The organism is uncultured Succinatimonas sp., assembly GCF_905203285.1.
In the GTDB taxonomy this organism is placed as follows: Bacteria; Pseudomonadota; Gammaproteobacteria; order Enterobacterales; family Succinivibrionaceae; genus Succinatimonas.
This window is the reverse complement of record NZ_CAJKVK010000011.1, coordinates 1-26,345: the sequence shown is the minus strand read 5'-3', so window position 1 is coordinate 26,345 and position 26,345 is coordinate 1. Positions and strand designations below refer to the sequence as shown.

The window sequence follows — 26,345 nt, the reverse complement described above, 5'->3', positions numbered from 1 at the left end:
AAAGGATCCGGCAATTCGCAACAAAGGATCCGTTGATATTTTCTCGGGATCTTTTAATTTTCAGACCGTCAATCCGTGACCGGGATCAGGTCGTTCATGACAAAGGATCTTTTACGCTCCTGAAAGCAGGGTAATACCGCCCTTCCGGTTTTAATTCAGGAGATGATTATGATCCGCAAAGTAAATGTTAAATTAATTCTTGAGCTTAGAGATAAAGGCTTGTCCCGTACCGAAATAGCCGCTTCACGGCATATTTCGCGACGTCTGGTTAACGAAGTATGCACAATTGCGCAACAGCAGAATCTTTCTTATCGAGATGTTATAACCAAAAGCGAAGATGAAGTTTATAAGCTCATTTATCCGCACAAGTATGAATACCTCAATGATGACTTTTATGCCAAGCCTGACTACCGTGAAATCCATTCGGAGCTGCGTCGGGTCGGAGTTACGCTGAAGCTGTTGTGGCAGGAATATGCCGCCAAAACACGCAAAGAAAATAAAATACCGGTCAAATACACCAAATTCTGTACGGATTACGGCAACTATGTTGAAGAGCATGAGTTTACAAGTCATATTGTTCGTAAGCCCGGAGTAAGCTGCGAGGTCGATTGGGCTGGCAAAACCATGAGTCTTTACGACCATGGTAAAGAGCATAAGGTTTATTTGTTCGTCGGAGTCTTATCTTACAGCCGCTATACCTATATCGAGCCGTGTCTGGACATGAAAATGAACACGTGGCTTAAATGTAACGTCAATATGCTGAACTTCTTTAAAGGAGCTCCTCTGCAGATAATCTGCGACAACCTGAAAACCGGAGTAACCAAGCATCCGCGTGAAGGTGACATCATACTCAACACCGAGTATGAACGTTTGGGTAATCATTATCATGCCGCGATAATGCCGGCAAGGGTTAAAAAGCCTAAGGACAAACCCAATGCCGAAAACGCGGCCGGAGATTGCTGCACTTTCATCATCGCAAGACTTAGAAACCGTACATTTTCTAATTTTAATGAGTTATGTATGGCGGTGACGATTAAAAACGCCGAATATAATGACCGTCCTTTCAGCAAAGCCGACGGTTCAAGACTTGAGATGTTCAGGCAGGAGCAGGAGTTTCTGCAGTCGCTGCCGGCTTTTGCCTTTGATGTAAGTCAATGGCGGTATAAAGTTAAAGTCGCACCCAACAGTCATATCGCGTATAAAAAGAACTTTTATTCCTGTCCGCATTCTTACATCGGACATGATGTTTCGGTATGCGAAAGCTTTAATGACAACATGGTACGGATTTACGACCGTGACATCCTGCTTGCAAGTCATCCCCGTTTTCCCGAAACCTCAGTCAATCGCTACAGCACTCATGCCGAGGATTTACCCAAGCAGTCCCATTACGTTGAGTTTGATAAAGAGCGGATTGAAAAGTGGGCTAAAAGCATCGGTAATAATACTGCTCAAGTAATCAAGCGGATTTTCTCTTCCTGTGATTTTGAGCAGCAGGGGTACAACCCGTGCCTTTCCGTACTTCGTTTAAGCTCAAAATATGGAAAAAGCGAGCTTGAACGAGCTTGTGAAATTGCGCTCGGCAAGATTAGTACCCCCAGATACAAGCATATCAATGCCATAATCTTAGAGCAACAGGGAAAAGACTCAGCCGCCCCGCTTGCTAATTTTGACGGTAAGCCGCTTCAGCATGAAGGATATCTGCGCGGTGCCGACTATTACGCCAATCTTAAACAACGCAGCGGAGGTAAAGCATAATGACTCCCGTCAACGCTAAACACTATCTTCATGATGATATCATCCGCAAACTTACCGAGCTTAAGCTTGAAGAGCTCTCCAACTATGTTGATGAGCTTTGCGCAGATCCCGAGTGCGTAAATCTCGATTTTATCGGCAAATTTGAAGTGATCACCAACCGCTTATACCAAAACCGCATCAACGAGTTAATTAAGAACCTGCTTAAAAATGCAACGCTCAGAGAGCCGCAGGCCTCAATAGCCGGACTTTATTATGAAGCGGAGCGCTTATTATCGCGGGAGCTGATGATAGAGCTCGGGACCTGCGACTTCATGCGCAGTCAGACCAATATCATCATCGAAGGACCGACCGGTGCCGGCAAGACCTATATTGCCTGCGCGATTGCCAAAGCGGCTGTCGGCAAATGCTATAGAGTCAAGTATATACGGCTTCCGGATTTGCAGCAGGAGCTTGAGGACTGTTATCACTATAACCGCTCTTTAAAAAACTTAAAGCAAAAATATATAAAACCGGCTTTATTAGTGATTGATGAGTGGATGATGCGAGCATCTTCCGACAGTTTAAGTTCTTTCCTGCTTGACGTAATGGAAGGACGTTATACAACAAGCAGCACCATATTCTGCACTCAAAGTAAACAAGAGTCTTGGCACGCAATGCTTGGCGGCAACACCATGGCTGAGGCTATTATCGATCGCATCGTGCAGAACAGTCTCACCATTACTTTAGGCAATCTCAATATGAGAGCTTTAAGAAATCCGTTGATGAAATATAAAAACGTAAAAGAATAAGGGGAGGAAACTATGAGGCGGGACCTAATTTATAAACAAACAAGGTCCCGCAACCTTAAAGGCTTTCGGATCACAAAAGCAAATTAGGGGGTGATCACCCAAGCGAATCGGATATGTAAAAACTGCGTTTTACCGGATCACTTTGCGCGAAATATCCACTATAAGTGCACTTCAAATCATTTATCAAAGTATAAAAAAGGTAAAAAAAGTTTAATCAGGCACGATTTTTTAAACAATAAACTATATGTTTCTAAAAATAATTAACTTTATATACAAATATAAAATCTATACGAATCTTTTATATTTAGAATTGATCAAATAATAATTTTCTATTTTTTAACGCTCAAAAAAGGAACACTTATTTTAAAAATAAGTAGATATTCATAAAAGTTTGCTATATATCACGATAATTTTACTGTGAAATTTCATAATAATGACATATAGTTTCAGCAATCTTAACTGTTGAGACAGGAGATATTTTTATTATCTCCAAAATTTTATACTTCAGATTAATAATTTTCTAAACTATAAGGCATATAAACAATGACGAACATGAGTGTAGCTAAGGCGTTTGCTCTAAACTTTATGGGAACAGCGCCTGTTTGGTATAAACTTTTTACTGTAGCTTGTCTGATAATTAATCCTATCGTAGCAATTTTTATTTCCCCGATGCTTGCAGGATGGATGCTCGTAGCTGAGTTTATTTTTACTTTAGCTATGGCTCTTAAATGCTATCCGCTGCAGCCGGGCGGCTTAATTACTATCGAAGCCTGCTTCTACGGTTTGTGCGATATGGCTCACGTAAAAGACGAAATTGCCGTAAACCTCGAAGTCATTCTCCTTTTGATGTTCATGGTTGCAGGTATTCATTTCGTTCGTGACCTGCTTCTTTTTATTTTTACCAAACTATTAGTAAAAGTTCGTTCTCACAAACTGCTTATTTTCATTTTCTGCTTCATGGGCGCGTTCCTTGCCGCTTTCCTTGATGCATTAACTGTTGTTGCAGTAGTAATTGCCATCTGCATGGGCATGTATGCTCTTTACCACCAAACTATTTGCGGCGACGCAGCAACCTCAAGACTCTCAGATGACCGCTTCGTTCCTCAGGTCTATCAAAAGGACTTGGAAGAGTTCAGAGCTTTCTTAAGAGGTATTTTGATGCAAGCTGCCTGCGGTACTGCAATCGGCGGTGTCTGCACCTTGGTCGGTCAGCCTCAGAACCTGCTCGTCGGCGGTGTTGCCGGATGGAGCTTTGGTGAATTTGCTCTGCGTGCAGCTCCTGTTTCAGTTCCTATCATTATTTTCGGTTTTGCCACCTGCTACCTTATTGAGCGCTTTAAAGTATTCGGATTCGGTCACGAAATGCCGGAAAGCGTTTATAAAATCCTCGTAGAGCAGGATAAGCGCACAATGGAGAACATGACGACTCGTGATGTTTTGCGTCTTACCGTTCAATTCATTTGCTGCGTGTGGCTTATTACCGCTTTGGCAATGCACCTTGCTGCCGTAGGCCTCATCGGTTTGTCAATTATTATATTTGCCACTACTTTCTGCGGAATCACCACTGAAGAAGAGCTCGGTAAAGCTTTCGTAGAATCAATGCCATTCTGTTCCTTACTGTGCGTGTTCTTTACCGTAGTTACCATTATTTCTCAGCAGCACCTCTTCACTCCGCTTATCGAATGGGTATTGTCAACCCCTCAAAGCGCACAGCTGCCGATTTTCTATATGGCTAACGGTATCCTCTCATCCGTAAGTGATAACGTCTTCGTTGCCACTATTTACATTGAGCAGGTACACACCGCAATGCTCAACGGCATTATTTCCGGTGAACACTTTGACCATTTGGCAATTGCCATTAATACCGGTACCAACTTACCTTCTGTTGCTACCCCTAACGGTCAGGCTGCTTTCTTGTTCCTTTTAACCTCTGCCATTTCTCCGCTGATTCGTTTATCATATGTAAGAATGATGTGGATGGCTTTGCCTTACACTATAGTCCTTACTTTAGTAGGTCTCCTTGCTTCCTGGTTCCTGCTTCCGGACGCAACACAGTACATGATTGATCTTGGTTGGTTAACCTCAGGAGATATCAATCACGCAGCTGAAGTAGCAGCAGCCATGGCAGGCGGAGCTAAATAACAGAGATTGAATCTTAATTGATAAAACTTATAAGATATTTTGCGCAGGGCCGTCTTTTTTGGGCCCTGCTTGTTATTTTAGGTGTCGTTCTTGAAGGATGCGGTTTGTACTTTCAGTACGGACTAAACCTTGACCCGTGCGTAAATTGCGTTTATGAACGCGCTCTCTATCTGACATTCATCGTTGCAGGAATCATTGCTCTGATAAATCCCAAAAATCGTCTTTGGAGATTTTTAGGTGAAATCATTTTCTTCATCGGCTCACTTTTCGGAATAATGATTGCTTTTAGCCATTTGGCTGATTACACCAAAGATGGTTTTGGCGCCAGTTGTAAATTACGTGCGGATTTTCCAAGCTTTTTTAAATTAGATGAGTGGCTGCCCTGGATGTTTAAACCAACCGGTGCTTGCGTAAAGCTTGACTGGTCTTTATTTGGCTTTAATATGCCGCAATGGATTTTACTTTCCTTTGTCTGCGGCACTGTCGTAGCTCTTATATTTATCGTTACAGAACCTTTTGCGCATCGTGAAGAAAGAATGCGCTATTACTGATTATCATTACAAAGGCCGCATGATTTTTTCTATTTTATAAGAAGAAATCTCGGCCTGTTTTGTAACCGGCTCACTTAACTTAACGTTAAATAGATCTTCAAAGTTTTTTGACGTTATAGAAGCTAAATCCCGCGCTTTTACCCCCTTAATGTCCGCAGCACATTCAAGTGTATAACGAACAAAAGCCGGCTCATTTTCTACACCTCTTACCGGTACCGGAGCTAGATATGGGCAATCGGTTTCAACAAGCATCCTATCAAGAGGAACATAGCGTAAAACTTCTCTAACATTTTCACCGGCTTTAAAAGTAGCTATTCCTGAAAATGAGATATAAAAGCCCAAATCAAGACATTCTCTTGCCATTGAAATTTCATCACAAAAACAATGCATTACTCCACCGACATCGCGAGCGTTTTCACTTTTCATCAAAGATACGGTGTCGGCATGAGCTTCACGAGCATGGATTATAAGCGGAAGCTTTACCTCATTAGCAATTGCTATTTGTCGAGCAAATGAATCCAATTGTTCTTTTCTTGTTTCTAGAGCATAGTGATAGTCAAGGCCTGTCTCCCCGACTCCGACGATTCCTTTGTCTTTAAGGCAATCTTTTAACTCATCTTCAGACCAATTTTTTGCCTCTTCAAGATTTAAAGGATGAACCCCGCAAGCCTTGTAAACTTCAGTGAACGGAGCTGTAAGATCTTTCATTTCTTTATATTCTGCTGGAGTACACGCTACACATAAAAAATGTGAAACGCCGCATGCATGCGCGCGATTTACAGCATCTGCAATATTTTGCGGCCCTTTTCCTGCATAAGATAAAGAAGCTAAATGACAATGAGAATCTACTAAAAAAGTCATAATTTATACTTTGTAGTAATGTTGATACCAAGAATAAAATTTTGCTAAACCTTCTTTTAAAGGAGTTTTTGCAATGTACCCATAATCGTCTTCAAGCTTTTGAGTAGAAGCATAAGTCTGATGAACATCTCCCTTTTGCATGCGTTCCATTATGAGTTTACCCTTTCGTCCAGTAACATCCTCAAGAATCCTGACAAAATCCATTAGCTTTACAGGATGTCCACATCCTATGTTATACACATCAAAATTTTCCGAAAATTGCTTATCATCTTGCAAAATAATCGAAATTATACCGCTTACTATGTCATCAATATAAGTGAAATCACGTTGTAAATCACCATGATTAAAAAGTCTTATTTCTTTACCAGATAATAAAGCTTTCGTAAAAATAAATGGAGCCATATCCGGTCGTCCCCAAGGACCGTATACAGTAAAAAAGCGTAGACCTATACTTTTTAAATGATGAAGACTACCGTATGTATAAGCTAAGATCTCATCCATTCTTTTAGTTGCAGCATACACCGATACTTGATGCAGGTCAGAAGCATCTTCTTTAAATGGAACAATAGAACAATCACCATAAACGGAAGAAGAACTTGCAAACAACAAAAAAGGTCTTTCTTCATGCTTTAAAACTCTTATTGCCTCAAGAATATTAAAAAATCCGTTTACGTTCGTTTTTATATATTCTTCACTTTTAAGAGTAGAAAGACGAACTCCCGGAAGAGCTGCAAGATTTACTACATATGAAAAATTACCTTTTGATATAAGATTAAAAACCGCATCTTTATCACAAATATCCATACGGTAAAAGCAAAAATTATCACTTTCATATACTTTGCTTTCTAAAAATTCATCTTTGTTAATTCCTAAAGAACAAAGACGATCGTACTTTAAACTAGATTCATAGGTAATATCAGTAAAATTGTCAATTCCGCATACATGAAAATTATGCTCTAACAGTGATTTTATAAGATGCATTCCGATAAAACCGGCGCCACCAGTAACTAAAATTTTTGTAGTCATAAATTAAAAACTTACTTTCTAACTAAAACCATATTATCACCGCTAAATTGCGCACCAATCTTAATAAGCCTATCACGAAGCTTTGGATCTTGCTTAAGTGCTTTTCTTCCAATTAGCAAGTGATTGTTTTTACATTTAGAACCAAAAAGATCATTGGCTTTAATTTCTGAATATTCAAATCGTGAATTATATAGCTTCATTGTGTAAAAATTTTTTATTTCTAAGACACATACTCCATTAATTGCTTTATTTCCTTTTTCTAAAGCAAAAACAAGATATTTTACACCAATATAAGGATTTGCATCAGATAGTGAAAAAGATAAACTAAAAACAAAAACTCCGACAATTCCTCCTTGCGTTGCAAGCCATTTAAACACAGAGCCTTTTTTAAGCAAAAAATAAGATGCTAAAGTTGACAGACTGCATATAGCGGCAGAAATAACAATTTTTTCAGAATAAAAAGGAATTTCTTCCTTAAAAAGAATCACAATAGGCAGAAGAAAAAAAGAAGGCAAAGATCCAAGAAACAATAATTGCCTAACTATGGAAGAGGAAGCAGAAAAAAAATGTCCGACAAAATAAAACAATGTTGGAATCAAAGGTAATGCATATATTTCAAGTTTAGAAGAAGGAAAAGAAATTACCGTAAATACAGCAATTGAAAACGACAGAGCAAAAACAGGTTCAAGTCTAAGATTTGATGCATTAACTTTATTTAAAATAATATTTCGTATTAACTTTAAGAGACCATAAAAAGCAAAAAAGCTTATCGGTAGTGACAAATACCAAAAATGAAGTCCAAAATAATAAAAAGGACGAGGATGACCCAAATTTCCAGATAAACGTTTGGCACTTTGAGCAATAAACAGATTCTGGGCATAAGCATACCCGCCCTCATATAACACACCAAAAAGCCAAACAATTACGCATAGCAAAATAATAAAAAAGAAACTAGGCCTAAATATTTTAAAAAAAAGCTTTTGCTGTTTAAAAAACACAAGCGCGATAAAAAGAGCCACTAAAGGGAACAACAAAGCGTAAGGGCCTTTAGTGAAAATTCCCAGAAAAATAATAAAAGGAATCAAAAAGTTCCCATAAGCACTTTCTCCATATGTAATAACTTCCTTGGCTCTTTTTAAAATTAACCCAAACGCCCACAAAGTAAAAAATGTAAATAACATATCCATACGGGCAAGAAGTGCACCGCATACCCAAAATAAAGAAGAAAAAACACCTATAGCAAGAAATACTCGATTTTGTTCTGATAGTCCTTCACCAAAAAATAAATCCAAAATGTAAACAGTGAGCAAACTGGATATAAGACTAATTAGCAAAATAAAAAATGAAGTGTGTTCTGGAAAGAATTCAAGAGCTGCCATGCACCACCACAAATAAAGTGGAGGCTTATCCGCATAGGGGACTCCATTTTCAAAAAAAGTAAAAAATGTACCGCGATTTAAAGCGTCTTGTGCAATATTTAAATATTTAAGTTCATTAAGTGCATTAAGATCGCGCAGATAAATAAAAGGCAAAAGAAGTACAAAAAAAATAAATAAACAGAGAATTATTTTTCTATTAGTGTTAAATTCCACTTTCATTTTTTACTGATTTTTTCTTTTTCGATGACAAAACCAAATTTCTTACATATGTAATTATGCCGCCTATTTGCCCTAAAATAAGAACTATATCAAGACGCAGCAAACCATATATTTGCACTAATATCGCAGCGATTAAGCTTAAAACCCAAAAACTATCAGGTAATATTGAATGCTTTATTTTATACGATACATAAAGCTGATAAACAAATCGTCCTGTAAATAAAAACTGTCCGATAAAACCCAAAGCAAGTAGCCAATAAGGGATATGATTCTTATTCAGAAATATGCTTTTAAAACTATCCATATCCATAATTTCACTTGCTGTGAGAAATGCAGGAATGACTATCAGTAAAACAGCAAAAATCTTTCCCGTACGAACAAATTCTTTTTTGAGTTTCAAGTTATAACAATAGACATAATAAGAAATAAGCTGACCCAGCATAATTGCCAAATCATGTCGTAAAAAACCGTAAAAACTCATAAGTAAAGCGCCAATAAGAGACAACCACCAGAATAATGCAGGATTTACAACTTCCCGTGCCTTTTCTGACATAACCCATTGCACAAGCATTCTTGCTGCAAACAAGAACTGTGCCAATAACCCTATTAACGTATACCAGTTAATTAACGTCAATTAACGATCCTTTAAGTCGCTCTCTGCAACTGACGGTTCAATATAACGTGAACGCATCCAAACAAAAGCCAACAAATCTGCAAGACCTGAAAAAGCACGATTAGCTAAATTAAATTTAGATACGCCGTGTTTCCTTTCCTGATGTCTTACGGGAACCGTGTAAACACGATTTCCTGTCATTTTCACTAATGCAGGAAGAAAACGGTGCATTCCGGTAAATAACGGTAAACGATTTAATAATTTCGTACGACCTATTTTTAAAGGACAATTAGTATCTGAAATTCCGTCATGTGTGACTAAATTTCTAATCTTATTGGCAAGCTTTGATTGAATTTTTTTTGAAAAAGAATCGTGCCGCTTTGTTCTAATTCCGCAAATAAGTTCACCCTGATAACGATTTTTTAATAAAAGCTCAAAGTCATCTGGGAAAGTCTGCAAGTCAGCATCCATATAGCCCACCCAATCAGACTTTACTACGGAAAAACCGGCTTTAAGAGCTCCGGTAAGACCTGATCTTTTTTCTAAGGAAATATAATAAAAATCAGTAGTAGACAAACAAAATTGTTTTATTAGATTAAAAGAATTATCTGAAGATCCGTCATTTACAAAAAGAAAACATACTTTAACGCTTGATTTTTGTTTATATGAGGATAAAGCGTTAAACAGATCCTGCAAAGATTCCTGCTCGTTATAAACAGGGATCACTACGGTTAACTCATAGTCAGAGGTTTGATTCATTGCCCTAGTGCTCTGATGTTATAATGTTTTATGAACTGATGTTTATGCGAATTTTAGTCCAAATTTTCTAAAATGTGATCGCGATTCAAAAAAATTTTAAGGAGCTTTTATGGCTGAAGAAACAATTTTTACCAAAATCATTAACGGAACCATTCCTTCTAAAATTATTTATCATGATGAATTGGTTTCAGCTTTTGCAGATATCAATCCTAAAGCCGAGCATCACATCTTAATCGTCACCAACAAACCTATTCCGTCAGTTGCAAATGTAACAAAAGACGACGAACCGGCTCTTGGCAGACTTTTTACCGTCGCCCGTAAAATAGCAGAAGATTTAAATGTGAATGAAAGCGGTTATCGCCTAATCGTCAATGTCGGTAAAGACGGCGGACAGGAAGTTCCTCATATCCACATGCATCTTCTTGCAGGCGGAAAACTCGGCGGTTTAGGCTTTCCTGATAAAAAATAAAGGTCTTTTATGAAAAATAAGCGTTATATAGCATATTGCGTGCTGATATCACTTCTATCAGGATGTTCGGTTTTGGACTCAATCATTCCATCTCGGGACAGTGCGTCAAAGCCTTCTATTCCTGACGCTGTGCTTGAAGAGCATGAAGGTAAAATGCCGAGTGCCGAAAATTTACCTATATATCCTGAAAATTTAAAAGAGAAACTTGCCGTCTGCGTAGATAACATGCAAGGCAAGGCTGAAAGTGCTTTTGTAACGCTTATTGATTCAGTTATAGCGCAAAACGCCATACCTCAAAGCAACGCCGTATATTTAGCACCTTATGTTGTTGATGCAAAGTACAATGACTGCATTAATACAATTTCTGCTGATCTATACGGTATCTTAGCGCAAAACGGCTATGCCCCTGTTAAAGGAAACAGCAGCATCAGCCAAAACTCAGGCTCCAGAACTTTAATTCCGGCGCTTATAAGACATTGCCGCAGTCAAAATATTCCATATGTGGTTTTAGGCGCCATTGAAGATATCAACAAAGCTCCAAGTGCTTCCCTTAAGATAATTGACGTTAAAAGCGGAGCTATTCTTTTTAATCAGCATAAAAAATTAAACTAGTGATTACTTTAAACGATCTTACTTTAATGCGCGGTTCTAAAGTGCTTATAGAGCATGGTACCGCGCAGATTTCAGATGCTCATAAAGTCGGTATTATCGGCCGTAACGGTTGCGGAAAATCATCTTTGTTTGCTGCAATATTAGGAGATCTTGCGCCGGAACTCGGCTCTATAAACGTCCCTAAAAATATAAAAATCGCCTATGTAGAACAGCAAACTCCTGCTCTTGATATCTCTGCACTTGACTACGTCATGCAGGGAGACAAAGAGGTTATGCGACTATTTGAAGACAAAAAAAACGCACTTGAAAACGGCCACGGCGAAAAAGCAGCATTAATCGAAGATGAACTGGGAATTGCCGGAGCTTGGACACTAAAGCCTCGTTCTGAAGAACTTTTACATGGGCTTGGGTTTTCCCAAGAAGAAATTTTCCATGCCGTAAAAGAATTCTCGGGCGGATGGAGAATGCGTCTTAATCTTGCACGTGCACTTATTTTAAATTCTGATTTACTCTTGCTTGACGAACCGACAAACCACCTGGATCTTGACACGGTTCTTTTTTTAGAAAGTTATCTTAAAAGCTATAAAGGCACAATTCTATGTATATCCCATGATCGTGACTTCTTAGACTGCTTTTGTACTGATATTCTTCATTTTGAAAGCGGAAAAGTAGTCATGTATACGGGAAATTATTCTGACTACGAACGTCTAAGAGCAGAACGAATTAAAGCTGAAAAAGCCTCCAGAAAAAAGGAAGAAGCAATTCTCTCCCATATGCAGGCTTTTGTTGATCGTTTCAGGTACAAAGCAACCAAAGCAAAACAAGCGCAAAGTTTAATTAAAGCGATTAACCGTATGCAGCTTACAGCTGTTACCCAGGAAGAATCACCGTTTTCATTTTCTTTTCCTGAACCAGAAAGAACCCCTGCAGTCATCGCTTCCTTTGATAAAGTCAATGCCGGATATGACGAACAATCTCCGGTACTTAAAAATATAAATTTAAGTATCCTCTCAGGCGATCGTATCGGACTTTTAGGCAGAAACGGACAAGGTAAATCAACTTTAATTAAAACTTTATGTTCTGTTATCTCCCCGTTAAACGGAACCGTTACTTTAGGCAAAGGAATTAAAATCGGATATTTTGCCCAACATGAGCTTGAAGCGCTTAATCCTAATTTAACAGCACTGGAACATTTACAGCATCTTGACCAAAATGCAAGAGAAAAGGATTTACGTTCATTTTTAGGATCTTTTGCTTTCTCAGGAGATAAGGCAACAGCTAAAGTAAGCACGATGTCAGGCGGTGAACAAGCCAGACTCGCGCTTGCAATGATAGCCTTTGAAAAACCCAATCTTTTGCTTCTTGATGAACCGACCAATCATCTTGATCTTGAAATGCGCGAAGCATTAAGTATTGCTCTTGCCTCATATCCCGGTGCTTTAGTTCTGGTATCTCATGACCGTCATCTTCTTGAGGCTATAGCAGACAAATTATGGCTTGTGGACAATCATCAGGTATCAGAGTTTTCCGGCGATCTTGATGATTATAAAAATTATCTTGATGAACAGCGTAAACTTTTAACTCACACAGAAAATGAAGCAAAAGTAAACATCACTTTAAGCAGTAAAAGCTTCAAATCAAAAGAAGATAAAAGAAAAGAAGCGAATATTCGCGCTTTATTGCGTCCTTTAAAACAAAAAATTGAAAAAATAGAAAAAGAACTGGAAAAAATTAAAAGCAGGATGTCCGAAATCGAGGATATTCTTGCTGACAGTTCAATATATAATTCTGAACGCAAAGCAGAGCTTGAAAAGCTGCTAAAAGAAAGAGGTTCACTAATTTCCAGCCAAGAAGATCTGGAAATGAATTACCTTTTAGAGCTTGAAAATCTTGAGAATAAAGAAAAGGAGCTTCACGCATGTTAAGTTATCGTCACGGTTATCATGCAGGCAATCATGCCGATGTTTTAAAACATATGCTTTTATGTCTTACTTTACGCTTCTTAAATCAAAAAGATAAACCCTATTCCATTATTGATACCCATTCTGGTGCCGGAATTTATTCACTAAATTCAGTGTTTGCACAAAAAAATAAAGAATACCTCACGGGTCTTAATAAAGTTATAACAAACGAAAAATTACACAAGCTTATTCCTGAATATTATGAGGTCATAAAAAGCATTAATGATAAAGCCTCCAAGCTTGATTTTTATCCTGGATCTCCCCTTTTTGAATGTGCACTAAGCCGAGAAGAAGATCGACTAACATTTATCGATCTTCATCCTGCTGAAATAGAAGTCTTGAAAAAGAATTTTAATCGCGACATCCGTGTTAACATCCAAAGACGTAACGGTTTTGAAGCACTCAATGCTTTGGTTCCGCCAAGCCCTCGCCGCGGACTATGCGTTATAGATCCGTCTTATGAAGAAAAAAGCGATTATCTTGAACTTGTTAAATATATAAAAATTGCAATCAAGAAGTGGAATGTCGGCAGCTTTTTTATCTGGTATCCGGTATTAGCAAGAACAATCGACCACTCTAAAAAGTTAGTCCAGGATATCAAAAGGCTTAACCTTCCTCTTTTGCAGGCTGAATTACAAATTGAACCACAGGAAGAAGATATCGGAATGTGCGGTTCAGGAATTCTGCTTATAAATTATCCTTTTGGAATAGAAACAAAAATTGAAGAAATAATGAATGAACTTTATAAAGTTTTAGGTAATGAAGGGGCAAAAGCTAAGGTAAAAATTTTAAACGAAAAAGAATAATTAAAAACGAAGAGGGAATTCACTCATGGATATTCCCTCTTATAAACAAGGTTTATTTAATTCCAACCAGTAGCTTCACGCAATCCGTCTGCAATATCAGCAGCTGTAGGAACAACCGTAACACCGGCCTCACGCAAAGCTTTCTGCTTAGCCTGAGCAGTACCTTGACCGCCTGTAATGATAGCACCAGCATGTCCCATACGCTGACCTTGAGGGGCTGTTGAACCTGCAATGTAAGACACAACAGGCTTAGTCATATGTTCCTTAATCCACGCGGCAGCATCCTGCTCGGCAGTTCCGCCGATTTCACCGACCATCACTACAGCTTCAGTCTGAGGATCCTCTTCAAAGAGCTTTAACATATCGACAAAGTTAGAGCCCTGAATGGGATCGCCGCCGATACCAACGCATGTGGACTGTCCGAAACCGGCATCGGTAGTTTGCTTTACAGCCTCATATGTTAAAGTACCGGAGCGTGAAACAATTCCTACCTTGCCGGGAGTATGAATATATCCTGGCATAATGCCGACCTTACACTCACCGGGGGTAACGATACCAGGACAGTTAGGTCCGATTAAACGGGTCTTTCCGCTTTCACGCAAACGAGCCTTAACGCGCAGCATGTCCAAAACCGGAATACCCTCGGTAATACAGACGATAAGCTCAATACCCGCATCTATTGCTTCAAAAATGGAATCAGCAGCAAAAGGAGGCGGAACAAAGATCATTGAAGTAGTAGCTTGAGTGACTTCAACAGCCTCACGCACAGTGTTAAATACCGGCAAGCCCAAATGAGACGAACCGCCGCGACCCGGAGTAACACCGCCTACAAGTTTAGTACCATAAGCAAGGCATTGTTCAGAATGAGCCGTACCTTGAGATCCGGTAATGCCTTGGCAAATAACCTTAGTATCTTTATTAACTAAAATACTCATACATTCTCCTTATAGGAAGCGGCGCATTCTACAGCCAATTCTGCTGCCTGACGCAAATCATATGCAGGATGAATATTAAGACCGCTTTCCTTTAAGATCTTTGCTCCATCTTGAGCATGGTTGCCTTCAAGACGTACAACTACAGGCACATCGGTTCCGACTTCAGTAATTGCACCGCGAATACCTTCAGCAATTAAATCGCAGCGAACAATTCCGCCGAAAATATTAACCAAAATACATTTAACTGCAGGATCTTCTAAAATAATCTTAAAAGCTTCCATTACACGTTCGCGAGTTGCCGTACCGCCGACATCAAGGAAATTGGCAGGAGCTCCGCCTGAGCTCTTAATGATATCCATAGTTCCCATGGCAAGACCGGCACCGTTAACCAAACAGCCGATATTTCCCTCAAGAGGAACATAAGAAAATCCTGAAGCAACAGCTTTGGCAATACGCGGATCTTCTTGGCTCGGATCATCCATTTCCAAAAATTCAGGATGACGATAAAGAGCATAAGAGTCTACGTTAATCTTAGCGTCAAGGCACAATAAAGAGCCTTCTTTTGTTACAGCTAACGGATTTACTTCAACTAAAGACAGATCCTTGTCAATAAAAAGCTTGGCAATACCGACAAAAATCTTAGTAAATTCATTAACCTGCTTACCTTTAAGACCAAGCTGATAAGCAAGGGCTCGACCTTGATAAGGCAAAGGACCGGTTAACTCATCAATAGGAACTTTTAAAATTCTCTCAGGGTTTGTAGCTGCAATTTCTTCAACAGACATACCGCCAGACTCTGAAGCCATAATAGTCAAATGGGCGTTTGTTCTGTCAATGGTTGCACCGATATACAGTTCACGCATGGCTTCGGTTGCGCGTTCAATTAGGATCTTCGATACGGGTTTTCCATGAGGACCGCTTTGACGGGTAACCAAGCGGTTACCAAGCCATTTTGCGGCAAAAGCTTCAGCTTCTGCAGGGGTTTTTACAACAGCAACGCCGCCGGCCTTTCCTCGAGCTCCTGAATGCACCTGACATTTACAGACAAATGGTCCCGGAGATAATTCATATGCAGCTTTACCGATACCGGTTGTTTTGGAGCTGACTTTAAACTCCGGTACGGGCAAACCGTACGAACGAAGTAATTCTTTTGATTGATATTCGTGTAAGTTCATTTTTAAGCCTAAGGCAAAATTTCCAACACATCTTCAGTCTGGGCTGAAGAGTTATACCGCTATTGAGCACTTTATCTTACAGGAAGGTTAAGTTATTTATTATCTTTTTAAGAATTCATTCAAGAGTTCTTAAGATAACAATTCTCTCCAAGTGGAGATAACGGTATAAACAGTCAAGTTTTACAAACAACATGCCTATTAAATAACAAAAGCCCGAAAGGGTAAAGTCTCTCGGGCTAAAAAATATTTTAAATTTAGTAAGTTAAGATTTAAAACAATTAAGGGGCTTCATCAACACTTTGATTTACAAGCTTAATTGCATCTTCATTGTAGGTGATCTCTGTTAGTTTTCTTGCACCTTTATAGAGCGCATTACGCAACTCAAGACTATTAGCTTGCACCAATTGAGAGCGTAAAATCTGTTCCAAATCTTCACTTTCATTAGTGGTCGCAGCATTTGCGACTTCTTTTAATATTGCTAAAGTCGGATTGCCCTGATTTGAAGCAATGACATACCGATCCTGTCCTTCTTGAGGAATTGCAAAGACCGCCATACCAAAAGCAGGCTCAACATCAGCACTGCCGCGATTTAAAGTAATGGCAGATCTATGAACTACATGAGCAGGAACTGCAGCATTTGAATCTTTAATTACTGCTTTTGCAAAAGTATTTAAGCATGCATCCGCTTCTTTATTGGCTTTATCGTTTATAACTGCAGTAATGGCATCAGCTTTGACCTCATCAAAGGGTTTAAGCATGCTTTCATGAGATTCATATACATTCAAAACCAAAGCAGCATCATCACCGATATTAACAACGGATGAATTTACACCGGATGAAATATTCTCTTCAGAAAATGCGGCATTTTGTACCATTGAAGTATTAAGCGGCCACGGCACTTTAGTTGCACCTAATGCGACAACACCAGAGTCTGCAACTTTAACGCCCAAAGCTTCAGCAGTTACATCAAGTGAATCCGGATTTTCAAAGGACATATCAGACAAAGTTGTAACGCGTTCATTGTAAAGCTCGCGAGCTTTTGCGTCTATGCAAGCACTTTTAACCTGATCCTTTATCTCACTTAACTGAGGAATATGCTCTTTAACAATAGAGTTTAACTGTAAATAATGAGTACCGTCGGCATCAACAATCTTATCAGTATGTGCCCCGATGGTCTCCAGAGCAAATAAAGGCTCGGCAAAAAGCGGTGCTAAGGAAGCACGGGTTATTTCACCCATATCCCCGCCTACATCCTTTGTGGATAAATCATCAGAGTATTCTTTTGCAAGATCGGCAAAAGATTTTCCTGCAGCAAAGCCGTCATCAATGGCCTTAACGATTTTTTCCGCATCAGGATTGTCGCTGCGAACAATAATATGAGAAAAGCCGCGGCGTTCTGCAACCTTAAAATCTTCCTGATGTAATGTTAAATACTCATCTAACTCTGCATCACTAGGATTAATGCCCTTTTTAAGTTCGTCTACAGTCAGAAGAATATAGTTGAACTTAACGTTAGCAGGAGCCATAAAGGCATCATGATGGGCATCGTAATAAGCTTTAGCTTCATTATCATCTGCAGAGAAACCTGCACGTAAAGCGTCAAGATTAAGCTCATATAAATCTACGGTTCTGGTCTGAGTTAACAGATTCTCAAGAGCTTTTATTTCGTAGGGCAAAGGATATGAAGCAGTACGGAGGATCGGATCAGACACGGAAGTTGCCATGGCGCTGATACGCATCTGCTCACCGAAATACTCAGGATTCATGCCCATGTTACGAATAACGGCTAAATATAAATCATTATCGAATTTACCGTCTTTTTGAAATGCCGGAGTTGTACGAATCAGTTCACGTACCTGCTCATCGCCGATACGAACATTCAGATCATATACTGCGCTGTTAAAAGCTACGTTATCAATCATGCCTTCCAAAATCTGTGAACGCAAGTTGCTCACATATTGTGGATCCTCGAGCATATCGGCAAAACGTGCACCGTACATGCGCTGCATTTGTTGCGTTTGCGATGTGTACTGCTGATTCCATTCATTTGCGGTAATTTTATATTCACCTACCTCAACAGGATCGGTATTAAGACGCGGAATTAAATAACCGCCGACACCCGTAAAGATAAAAGAAAGAATAATGATCCAAAACAGGATCTTAAAAATTCTGCCTTGCGCACCTTCGCGCAATTTATCAGTTAGCATGAAAACAACTCCGCAGGTCTTCCTGCACCAAATATGCTTATCTTTATTAATGATTTATTTTAAGACAACCAGTATAGCTAATACTTAGAAACGCCTTACCGATAAGACAAAATTTTGCCTTTGTATGCCTTATTTTTGCTTAATATAGCACATATCAGCCAATGCTTAAAACTTAGAAAAAGCTCAAGACTGCAAGAAATAAAAAATCCACCTTTTACGGTGGATCTTCAAAAATAAATTTAAGCTTAAAAAATTTTAAACTTAACCGTTTACCTTATCTTTAAAAGGCTTGCCGGCTTTAAATGCAGGAACCTTAACTGCCGGGATCTTAACTTCTTCCTTGGTGCGGGGGTTGCGACCGATACGTGCGGCACGATCGCGTACCAGGAAAGTACCGAAACCGACTAAAGAAATAGAATCGCCTTTTGCAAGGGTATCTTTTACGGTTTCAAGAAAAGCGTTAAGAGCAGCAGTTGAATCTTTTAAAGAAAGTCCTGATTGTTTTGCAATGCTGCTTACGAGTTGTGATTTATTCACGACATCCACCTCAATATTATTTGGAAATGAGAAGAGCTAGAAATCTATCTTTTCCCCCCCTACAGGTTAAATCAACACCTTTAATATATACAAAATTAACGCCTTTTCTTAAAAAATGATCAAATAAGTGAGCTATCTCAATGTTTTGTATAAGATTTAACCAAATTTAGCCAAAACTTCATCTTATTTCTTTATAAACTCTATTGCTTTAACTAATAGTTCATCTTCAAGCTTATTAATTATTTTTAATAAATCATCTGCTCTGGAATCTTCTTGAAATTCAAGGGTATCAACATAATCGCGCAAATCAGGCAAAGAATTTTCAACTGTAACCGTAAGCTGCTTTAATATTTTAAGCAAAACTTCAGAAGGTTCTTGCGGCCCTGAAAGCTGAGTGGTCAATTTTTCCAAAGAGTCATATAAGCTTTTTGCAGAATTGATAATCTGTGCAGTGCGATCTGTTTGCATACTGATACCCTTTATATATCTACGCCTGCGGAATTATTTTTCCAGGCTTTTCTTCATTGGATTTACAAATTTGTTCTTTCCAAACAGTAGTCGGAATGAATGAAAAAGGATCGTTAACCAAAGCGATTTTTAAAACCTCATCGATTTTACCAACGGGAATAATTTTCATACCACGCTTAACGTTTGTGGGGATATCCCATAAATCTTTTTCATTATCTTTAGGAATTAAAGCTATTTTTATACCACCGCGTAAGGCAGCTAAAAGTTTCTCTTTAAGTCCGCCGATTGGAAGAACATCTCCGCGTAAAGTAATTTCACCTGTCATGGCGACATCAGCGCGTACCGGATTGCCGGTTATTGCAGAAACAATGGCAGTAACCATACCAACACCGGCAGACGGACCTTCTTTTGGCGTCGCGCCTTCAGGAACATGAATATGCAAGTCACATTTTTCAAAAAATTCTTTATCAAGATGCAGTAAAGAAGAGCGGGAACGCACTAAAGTCGTTGCAGCGCTGATTGATTCCTTCATTACTTCCCCAAGCTTTCCGGTAAGTAAGTGCTTGCCTTTGCCCTCATTAGCCACAGCCTCAAGCTGCAAAATGTCTCCGCCAAGCGAAGTCCAGGCAAGACCGTTCACAAGACCTACTTTATTTTCTTTAAGCTTAGAGGTGAAATCAAAGCGACGTGGTCCTAAAAGCTTCTCGATAGCTTTTACGGTGATGGTGCGTTTTCTCGGTGTTTTAGTCTTTTTTTCCGTCTTTGACATCATCATTTCTTTTACCGTTTTACGGCATAGCTCATTAATAATACGCTCAAGACCGCGAACACCTGCTTCATGGGTGTAATAACGGATTAATTCGTATATAGCCTCATCAGTAATACTGAATTCTTTATCCGTAAGCGCGGTAAGATTCATCTGTTTTTTAATTAAATGTTCTTTTGCTATATGGAATTTCTCATCTTCCGTATATGAAGACAAATCGATAATTTCCATACGGTCAAGCAAGGGCTGGGCAATATTGTAAGAGTTTGCCGTTGCAATAAAAAACACTTTGGATAAGTCGTACTCAAGCTCGACATAATTATCGGCAAAGTTTTTATTTTGCTCCGGATCCAACACCTCGAGCAATGCTGACTCCGGATCTCCATGCAAAGAACTTGAAACCTTATCTATTTCGTCAAGTAAAAATAAAGGATTATTTACTCCGACTTTGCTGATATTTTGAATTATGCGACCTGGCATTGCGCCGATATATGTACGACGATGTCCGCGAATTTCGGACTCATCATGCATACCGCCTAATGCGACACGAACATATTTACGTCCTGTAGCTTTTGCTATTGAAGCACATAAAGATGTTTTACCGATACCGGGAGGTCCCATTAAACATAAAATGCTGCCGCGATTATTATCGGTACGGCTTTGTACGGCCAAAAATTCCAAAATGCGATCTTTTACTTTTTCAAGTCCGTAATGATCGGCATCTAATACCTCACGGGCTTTTACCAGATCGGTATTTACTTCGTCTCCCTGTTCCCAAGGAATATTCAAAAGAGTATCAATATAGTTTCTGACAATAGTGCCTTCAGCGGCATTATTGTTCATTGCAGATAACTTCTTAAGCTCCTTTTCAATTTTCTTCTTAACGTTTTGAGGAGCTTTTAAATTTTTGAGCTTATCTTTATACTCGGCAATTTCATCTTCATCATCTATATCAAGATCCAGTTCATGCTTAATGGCTTTTAACTGCTCATTTAAATAATAATCTTTTTGATTTTTCTCCATGGAAAGCCTTGCTTCCTCACGGATTTTGTTATCAAGCTCTGCTTTATAAGAATAACCGTTTAAAAGAGCAATCAGAACCTTCGCTCTTTCAACGGCAGACAAAGTTTCAAGCATTTGACGCTTTTCTGCAGGATCAAGAGTCAGAACCTGACATAACATATCAGTAAGAACATTAAGTTTTTGCTGATTCTTAATGTTCTCAACCATATCATTAGGTACCGTACCGTCAATAAGCGGTCGAGCACAATTTTCAGAGTGCTGCATCGCGTATAAAAGAGCGGATTGCAAAGCATCAAGATATTCTTTTTCTAATTTCTGATCTATCTGAGGCTCTTCAAGAATTGCGATCTCCGCCTGGCGATAACGGATTTTAGGATCATCGATAATATTTAACAGCTTAATACGCTTAAAACCGTAAATAAGGCTGCGGTAATTATCAGGGATACGGCTGTCACCTGATAAAACGTGACATAAAACGCCAATTTTCTGTAAACGGTCTGAAGATGGAGCTTCATCAGTATCAAACAGCTGACAAAAAATAGCTATTTCGCGGCTATCTGATTCTATTGCTGCTTTAAAAGCTTCAATTGACTGATCGCGTGCAGCAATAATCTGTACATTTGAATGCGGAGTAATAGTTAATCCGCGTAAAGTAATTAAAGGAAGAATTTTAAATTCATTAACTTGTTTGTCGGACATACTTTTTATCTCTAACTTATAAATTTATATCTTACCTAAACTGAATATTTATTATGTACTGCAAGTGATATATATGGACGAAAAGACAAAATTCAAGAAGGGAGAAATCGCGATCTTTTATCAGATCGCGATCTGAAAATTAACAAGCAGCTTCGTTTGCCGGCAGGGTCTTTTTAATGACCTTAGGCTCAAGCTGTTCTTTTACCGTTTGCTCATCAACGATAATTTTAGCTACATCATTTACTGAAGGAATATCATACATCGTATTTAACAATAATCCCTCAACTACTGAGCGCAAGCCTCTGGCACCTGTGTGTCGTTTAATAGCAATATCGGCAATTGCCTTCAAAGCTTCTTCTGTAAATTCAAGCTCGACTCCTTCATAACGAAGCATAGTCTCAAACTGACGAACTACAGCATTTTTCGGCTCACGAAGAACTCTAACCAAAGAATCGCGATCCAACTCGGATAAAGCGGTAATCACCGGCATACGGCCGACAAATTCTGGAATAATACCGAATTTAACCAAATCATCAGGCTCAACCTTACGATATTTTTCAGTAAGAGTCAGCTTATCGTTCTCACCTAAAACCTCCGCACCAAAGCCAATACCTGAATTCTTTGAAACACGTTTTTCGACAATCTTATCCAGACCGTCAAAAGCGCCGCCGCAAATAAATAAAATCTGTGAAGTATCAACTTCAATCATTTGCTGCTGCGGATGCTTTCTTCCACCCTGCGGAGGAATTGATGCTACAGTACCCTCAACAAGCTTGAGTAGTGCCTGCTGAACACCTTCTCCTGACACATCTCTTGTAATAGAGGGGTTCTCGGATTTTCTGGCGATTTTATCAATTTCATCAATATAGACGATGCCGCGTTTTGCTTTTTCTACATTGTAATCGCAGCTTTGCAAAAGGCGGACAATAACATTTTCGACATCTTCGCCCACATATCCGGCCTCTGTTAATGTTGTGGCATCGGACATGGCAAAAGGAACATTTAAAAATTTTGCTAAAGTCTGAACAAGCAATGTTTTACCGGATCCGGTAGGACCAATCAGCAAAATATTAGATTTACCAAGCTCAACATCACTGTTATCCATTGAGTGCTTTAAGCGCTTGTAATGATTATATACTGCTACAGAAAGAACTTTTTTAGCTTCATCCTGACCAATAACATAGTCATCCAAATGACGAGTAAGCTCATGCGGAGTTGGAATATTCTCCAAATCCAAACCGGCGTTTTCTACTGCAGACGGAACATCTGCTATAACGCCTTTCTGCTTTAAGATTTCATTACAATGCTGAACGCATTCTGAACAAATACAGTTACCGCTGCTTGCCTGAATCAAAGTTCTGGTTTTTGATGAAGGTTTACCGCAAAAAAGGCATACTGATTTGCCGGGATTTTTAGTATCAGACATTTTTCTTAACTAATAACTAATTGGAAATTTCATCTCGACTGGTAATCACGCGATCAATAAGACCATAAGCTAATGCCTCATCGGCACTCATGAAATTATCACGATCGCAATCCTGCATTACCTCGTCAACGCTCTTGCCTGTATGCTTAGCTAAAAGCTCAGTCAAAGTTCGTTTAACGCGCTCAGTCTCTCTTGCATGAATCATAATGTCAGAAGCCTGACCTTTAAAGCCGCCTAAAGGCTGATGAATCATAATGCGCGAATGAGGAAGAGCAAAACGCTTGCCGGGAGCTCCTCCTGCTAAAAGAAAAGATCCCATTGAACAGGCCTGCCCCATGCATAAAGTGCACACATCAGGCTTAATATATTGCATGGTGTCATAAATGGCCATACCTGCGGTAACAACTCCGCCCGGTGAATTGATGTAAAGATAAATATCTTTATCCGGATCATCTGATTCAAGGAACAACAACTGAGCGACGATCAAATCAGCCATGTGATCTTCGACCTCGCCGGTCATAAAAATCACACGTTCTTTTAACAGTCTTGAGTAAATGTCAAATGAACGTTCACCTCTGGCCGTTTGTTCAATAACCATCGGCACTAATGTAGATGCCATGATTTCTCCTTAAAGGACGATCATATAAGTTAAACAAACCTGTTTACGGTATATCACGCAAACAGGTTTAAAGGCAAAAACTGCCTTATCAAATTTATAATCAGTATCAGAAATTCTTAAAAGATCCCCTTCTATCATGAGAGGATCTTTTTACAAAATTACTGCTGATTCGGTCCGATGAGCTCTTTGAAGGACTTCTTAACGTCAGTTACCTGAGCGCCTGCAAGAATTGCCTTGACAACATCATCTTCAAAGGATTTGTTCATAATATAGCTCATCTGCTGCTTGTCGGCACGAAGCTGCTTGATAACCTCTTCAGGATTCTCATAAGCATCGGCAATCATAGCAAGATTTTCATTTACGGTTGCATCATCTGCCTTCTCAAGCTTCAAATCAGCAACGATAGCACGAATAGCATAGCCTAAACGGGCATCATGAAGAGCTTCTTCCTGGAATACTTCATCCTTAAGCTCAGGCAAACGAGTCATTCCGTATCTGCGGAAATTAGCCTCGGTACGCTCACGTAAACGCTTAATCTCTGCGTCAACAGCAGCCTTAGGAACATCAAATTCGCCATACTGTTTGCTGACTGCCTCATAAACGTTGGAAGCATTCTTCTGGGTTACGGCGCGCTTTAATTCACGCTCCATGTTACGGCGCAAATCTTTACGGAAGGTTTCCATTGAACCGTCTTTTACACCGAAGAGCTTAACAAAATCTTCGTTAACTTCCGGAAGAACCTGCTCAGAAACAGAATTTACGGTAATATCAAACTCTGCATCTTTACCCTTTAAATTCTCTGCATGATAATCTTCAGGGAATTTAACCTGAATAGTGAATTTATCACCGGCTTTGTGACCTACGATCTGCTCTGAGAAACCAGGGATCATACGGCCGCTGCCTAAATGCAATGAAAAATCTTCTGCTTTGCCGCCTTCAAAAGGAGCACCGTCTACACGGCCTTCAAAGTCGATTTTAACAAGGCTGTCTTTATTTGCCTCACCGTCGTCAACGACTTTCCACTTGGCCTGCTGCTGACGAAGAGTCTCAATCATGTCATTGATATCATCTTCAGTAATCTCAGCATTGACTTTTTCAATTTGAAGCTCGGAAAGCGGTTTTACGGCAACTTCAGGAGAAACTTCGCAGGCTGCTTCATAAACGAAGTCCTGACCGAGATCGCAGGTCTTAATTGTAATCTCAGGCATGCCCGGAACATCAAGATTGTTTTCCTGTAAAGCCTTAACGAGAGAGGAATTAATAACAGCAGAAGAAGCTTCTCCGATAATATTAGCGCCATAATACTTCTCTAATACGGAAGTAGGAACATGACCCTTACGGAAACCGTCAATGCGAGCGGTCTTAGCGACTTTGCGTAATTCCTGAGTATATGCCTTTTTGAACTCTTCTGCCGGAACAGTTACGGAAACAAGGCGTTTTAAACCTTCTTTGTTCTCGATTGAAACCTGCATCTTTTACCTCTATAGGTTGCAGTAACTAACTAAAATAATAAAAAATCTTTGACGCTGCGATAAAAACCGTGCAAAGCGTCGTTAAAACTTATGCATTATATAAAAGATTAGATTATCCTATCAAGATAAAAACACCACGTTAATTTAACGTATGCTTCCAATTTAGGATAAAAATATGGCTGGATCTGCTTATCTTGGAGTAATTGAAGGCTTTTTCGGTAAAAGCTACGGATATACTAAAAGATCACACCTTCTGGACTTTCTTCACAAAAATAATTACTCATTTTATATTTATGCTCCCAAAGAAGACAAAGCTCTGCGCTCAGATCTAAGTGAAAGCATGCCTGAATCGACAATTTCAGAATTATCCTTTCTCGGACAAAAAAGCAGAATTTTAAACATTGATTTCGGTATCGGCATAAGCCCGCTTAATCTTAGTTCATCATTTGACTCATTAAGAAATAAACTTCTGCAAAGAATCGACAGCTACACCAAAAGAACAAATTCAGTAATACTTGCCCTGCTTTTTGATGACGTGAAGCTTGAAGATCCGCATATTGGCTTTTTACAAAATAAGATCATAAAAGATGTTTACGATAATATGCCGTCAAGAATAAAACGACTTATTGTTTGTCCTTCTTATTATTCTGAGGATCCGATTTTGGATCGTGTCTTCGGTAAAAGATCCGAGCATTATTTTACTGAACTGACTGCAAGTCTGCCTTCTGATATTGATATTTTTTGGACAGGACCTAAAGTGCTGTCTCAAGACATAACTGAAAATGATATTTTAAGAGCAACAGAACTTTTAGGCAGAAAACCGTTTATTTGGGATAATTACCCAGTAAACGACGGAAAAAATATAGCGGACTTTTTATTTCTTTCTGCGTTTAAAGGAAGAAGAAATCTTTTAGGCAAAATAGAGGGTCATGCTGTAAACCCAATGCTCGAAATGTACTTAAGTTATCCAGCATTAACAACTTTGCCTTTAATTTACAAAAACCTCTCGGACAGCGCAATCAAAGACGCATGGTTAAAATGCTTAAACGATATTTTTAAAGATAAAACAAAACTCAT

Annotated in this window: 23 protein-coding genes; 9 read left to right on the top strand and 14 right to left on the bottom strand. The window is 39.1% G+C overall.

The window, feature by feature from the left end:
* Window positions 1-168: 168 nt before the first annotated feature.
* The 4 genes from istA (at window position 169) to QZ019_RS02410 (ending at window position 5,236) form a co-directional block, all read left to right on the top strand.
* Window positions 169-1,755, top strand: a complete 1,587-nt coding sequence (gene istA, locus QZ019_RS02425; protein ID WP_295482028.1) for an IS21 family transposase — start codon at window positions 169-171, stop codon at window positions 1,753-1,755.
* Complete coding sequence (locus QZ019_RS02420) at window positions 1,755-2,543, top strand: ATP-binding protein (protein WP_295482027.1); 789 nt, start codon at window positions 1,755-1,757, stop codon at window positions 2,541-2,543. The genes istA and QZ019_RS02420 overlap by 1 nt, the downstream gene beginning before the upstream one ends.
* A 552-nt stretch (window positions 2,544-3,095) precedes the next feature.
* Window positions 3,096-4,685 (top strand): sodium/proton antiporter NhaB, encoded by a 1,590-nt coding sequence (nhaB, locus tag QZ019_RS02415; RefSeq protein WP_367119807.1) that lies wholly within the window; start codon window positions 3,096-3,098, stop codon window positions 4,683-4,685.
* A 17-nt stretch (window positions 4,686-4,702) separates the two neighbouring features.
* Window positions 4,703-5,236: a disulfide bond formation protein B gene (locus tag QZ019_RS02410; protein ID WP_295482026.1), complete on the top strand. Its 534-nt coding sequence runs from the start codon at window positions 4,703-4,705 to the stop codon at window positions 5,234-5,236.
* A gap of 6 nt (window positions 5,237-5,242) precedes the next feature.
* On the opposite strand, the gene QZ019_RS02405 is transcribed toward QZ019_RS02410, so the two are convergent.
* Genes QZ019_RS02405 through QZ019_RS02385 form a run of 5 tightly spaced genes read right to left on the bottom strand, consistent with a single transcriptional unit; the run spans window position 5,243 to window position 10,093 of the window.
* Complete coding sequence (locus QZ019_RS02405; RefSeq protein WP_294565967.1) at window positions 5,243-6,097, bottom strand: TatD family hydrolase; 855 nt, start codon at window positions 6,095-6,097, stop codon at window positions 5,243-5,245.
* A gap of 3 nt (window positions 6,098-6,100) precedes the next feature.
* The gene (locus QZ019_RS02400; protein ID WP_294565964.1) at window positions 6,101-7,123 is read right to left on the bottom strand and encodes an NAD-dependent epimerase/dehydratase family protein; all 1,023 of its coding nucleotides are present in this window, start codon (window positions 7,121-7,123) and stop codon (window positions 6,101-6,103) included.
* Between the two features lie 11 nt (window positions 7,124-7,134).
* Window positions 7,135-8,721, bottom strand: coding sequence for a hypothetical protein (locus QZ019_RS02395; RefSeq protein WP_295482025.1), 1,587 nt, complete (start codon window positions 8,719-8,721; stop codon window positions 7,135-7,137).
* Window positions 8,705-9,355, bottom strand: coding sequence for a lipid-A-disaccharide synthase N-terminal domain-containing protein (locus tag QZ019_RS02390; protein WP_294565960.1), 651 nt, complete (start codon window positions 9,353-9,355; stop codon window positions 8,705-8,707). Before QZ019_RS02390 ends, QZ019_RS02395 begins: the two co-directional genes overlap by 17 nt.
* Window positions 9,356-10,093 (bottom strand): glycosyltransferase, encoded by a 738-nt coding sequence (locus tag QZ019_RS02385; protein ID WP_294565957.1) that lies wholly within the window; start codon window positions 10,091-10,093, stop codon window positions 9,356-9,358. It lies immediately after the preceding gene.
* 109 nt (window positions 10,094-10,202) lie between these two features.
* Between QZ019_RS02385 and QZ019_RS02380 the strand changes: the two genes are divergently transcribed.
* Genes QZ019_RS02380 through QZ019_RS02365 form a run of 4 tightly spaced genes read left to right on the top strand, consistent with a single transcriptional unit; the run spans window position 10,203 to window position 13,941 of the window.
* Window positions 10,203-10,562 (top strand): histidine triad nucleotide-binding protein, encoded by a 360-nt coding sequence (locus tag QZ019_RS02380; RefSeq protein WP_294565954.1) that lies wholly within the window; start codon window positions 10,203-10,205, stop codon window positions 10,560-10,562.
* A gap of 9 nt (window positions 10,563-10,571) precedes the next feature.
* A complete protein-coding gene (locus tag QZ019_RS02375; protein ID WP_294565951.1) occupies window positions 10,572-11,174 on the top strand; it encodes a hypothetical protein in 603 nt (200 codons plus the stop codon).
* Window positions 11,174-13,099, top strand: coding sequence for an ATP-binding cassette domain-containing protein (locus QZ019_RS02370; RefSeq protein ID WP_295482023.1), 1,926 nt, complete (start codon window positions 11,174-11,176; stop codon window positions 13,097-13,099). Before QZ019_RS02375 ends, QZ019_RS02370 begins: the two co-directional genes overlap by 1 nt.
* Window positions 13,093-13,941 (top strand): 23S rRNA (adenine(2030)-N(6))-methyltransferase RlmJ, encoded by an 849-nt coding sequence (locus tag QZ019_RS02365; RefSeq protein ID WP_295482022.1) that lies wholly within the window; start codon window positions 13,093-13,095, stop codon window positions 13,939-13,941. Before QZ019_RS02370 ends, QZ019_RS02365 begins: the two co-directional genes overlap by 7 nt.
* 56 nt (window positions 13,942-13,997) lie before the next feature.
* On the opposite strand, the gene sucD is transcribed toward QZ019_RS02365, so the two are convergent.
* The 9 genes from sucD to tig form a co-directional block, all read right to left on the bottom strand.
* Complete coding sequence (sucD, locus tag QZ019_RS02360) at window positions 13,998-14,876, bottom strand: succinate--CoA ligase subunit alpha (RefSeq protein WP_294565940.1); 879 nt, start codon at window positions 14,874-14,876, stop codon at window positions 13,998-14,000.
* The gene (sucC, locus tag QZ019_RS02355; protein WP_294565937.1) at window positions 14,873-16,051 is read right to left on the bottom strand and encodes an ADP-forming succinate--CoA ligase subunit beta; all 1,179 of its coding nucleotides are present in this window, start codon (window positions 16,049-16,051) and stop codon (window positions 14,873-14,875) included. Before sucC ends, sucD begins: the two co-directional genes overlap by 4 nt.
* 278 nt (window positions 16,052-16,329) lie before the next feature.
* The gene (locus QZ019_RS02350; RefSeq protein WP_295482021.1) at window positions 16,330-18,258 is read right to left on the bottom strand and encodes a SurA N-terminal domain-containing protein; all 1,929 of its coding nucleotides are present in this window, start codon (window positions 18,256-18,258) and stop codon (window positions 16,330-16,332) included.
* Between the two features lie 261 nt (window positions 18,259-18,519).
* Entirely contained in the window at window positions 18,520-18,795 is a 276-nt protein-coding gene (locus tag QZ019_RS02345) for an HU family DNA-binding protein (protein ID WP_294565932.1), read from the bottom strand.
* Window positions 18,796-18,978: 183 nt separating this feature from the next.
* Window positions 18,979-19,263: a hypothetical protein gene (locus QZ019_RS02340; RefSeq protein WP_295482020.1), complete on the bottom strand. Its 285-nt coding sequence runs from the start codon at window positions 19,261-19,263 to the stop codon at window positions 18,979-18,981.
* 19 nt (window positions 19,264-19,282) lie between these two features.
* The gene (gene lon / locus QZ019_RS02335) at window positions 19,283-21,751 is read right to left on the bottom strand and encodes an endopeptidase La (protein WP_295482018.1); all 2,469 of its coding nucleotides are present in this window, start codon (window positions 21,749-21,751) and stop codon (window positions 19,283-19,285) included.
* A gap of 139 nt (window positions 21,752-21,890) precedes the next feature.
* Complete coding sequence (gene clpX, locus QZ019_RS02330; RefSeq protein ID WP_295482017.1) at window positions 21,891-23,177, bottom strand: ATP-dependent Clp protease ATP-binding subunit ClpX; 1,287 nt, start codon at window positions 23,175-23,177, stop codon at window positions 21,891-21,893.
* A gap of 16 nt (window positions 23,178-23,193) precedes the next feature.
* Window positions 23,194-23,796, bottom strand: a complete 603-nt coding sequence (gene clpP / locus QZ019_RS02325; RefSeq protein WP_294565923.1) for an ATP-dependent Clp endopeptidase proteolytic subunit ClpP — start codon at window positions 23,794-23,796, stop codon at window positions 23,194-23,196.
* Window positions 23,797-23,954: 158 nt separating this feature from the next.
* Window positions 23,955-25,268: a trigger factor gene (gene tig, locus QZ019_RS02320; protein ID WP_294565921.1), complete on the bottom strand. Its 1,314-nt coding sequence runs from the start codon at window positions 25,266-25,268 to the stop codon at window positions 23,955-23,957.
* Between the two features lie 175 nt (window positions 25,269-25,443).
* Here tig and QZ019_RS02315 point away from each other — a divergent pair.
* A partial coding sequence (locus QZ019_RS02315; RefSeq protein ID WP_295482016.1) for a beta-N-acetylglucosaminidase domain-containing protein occupies window positions 25,444-26,345 on the top strand: 902 nt, incomplete at its 3' end.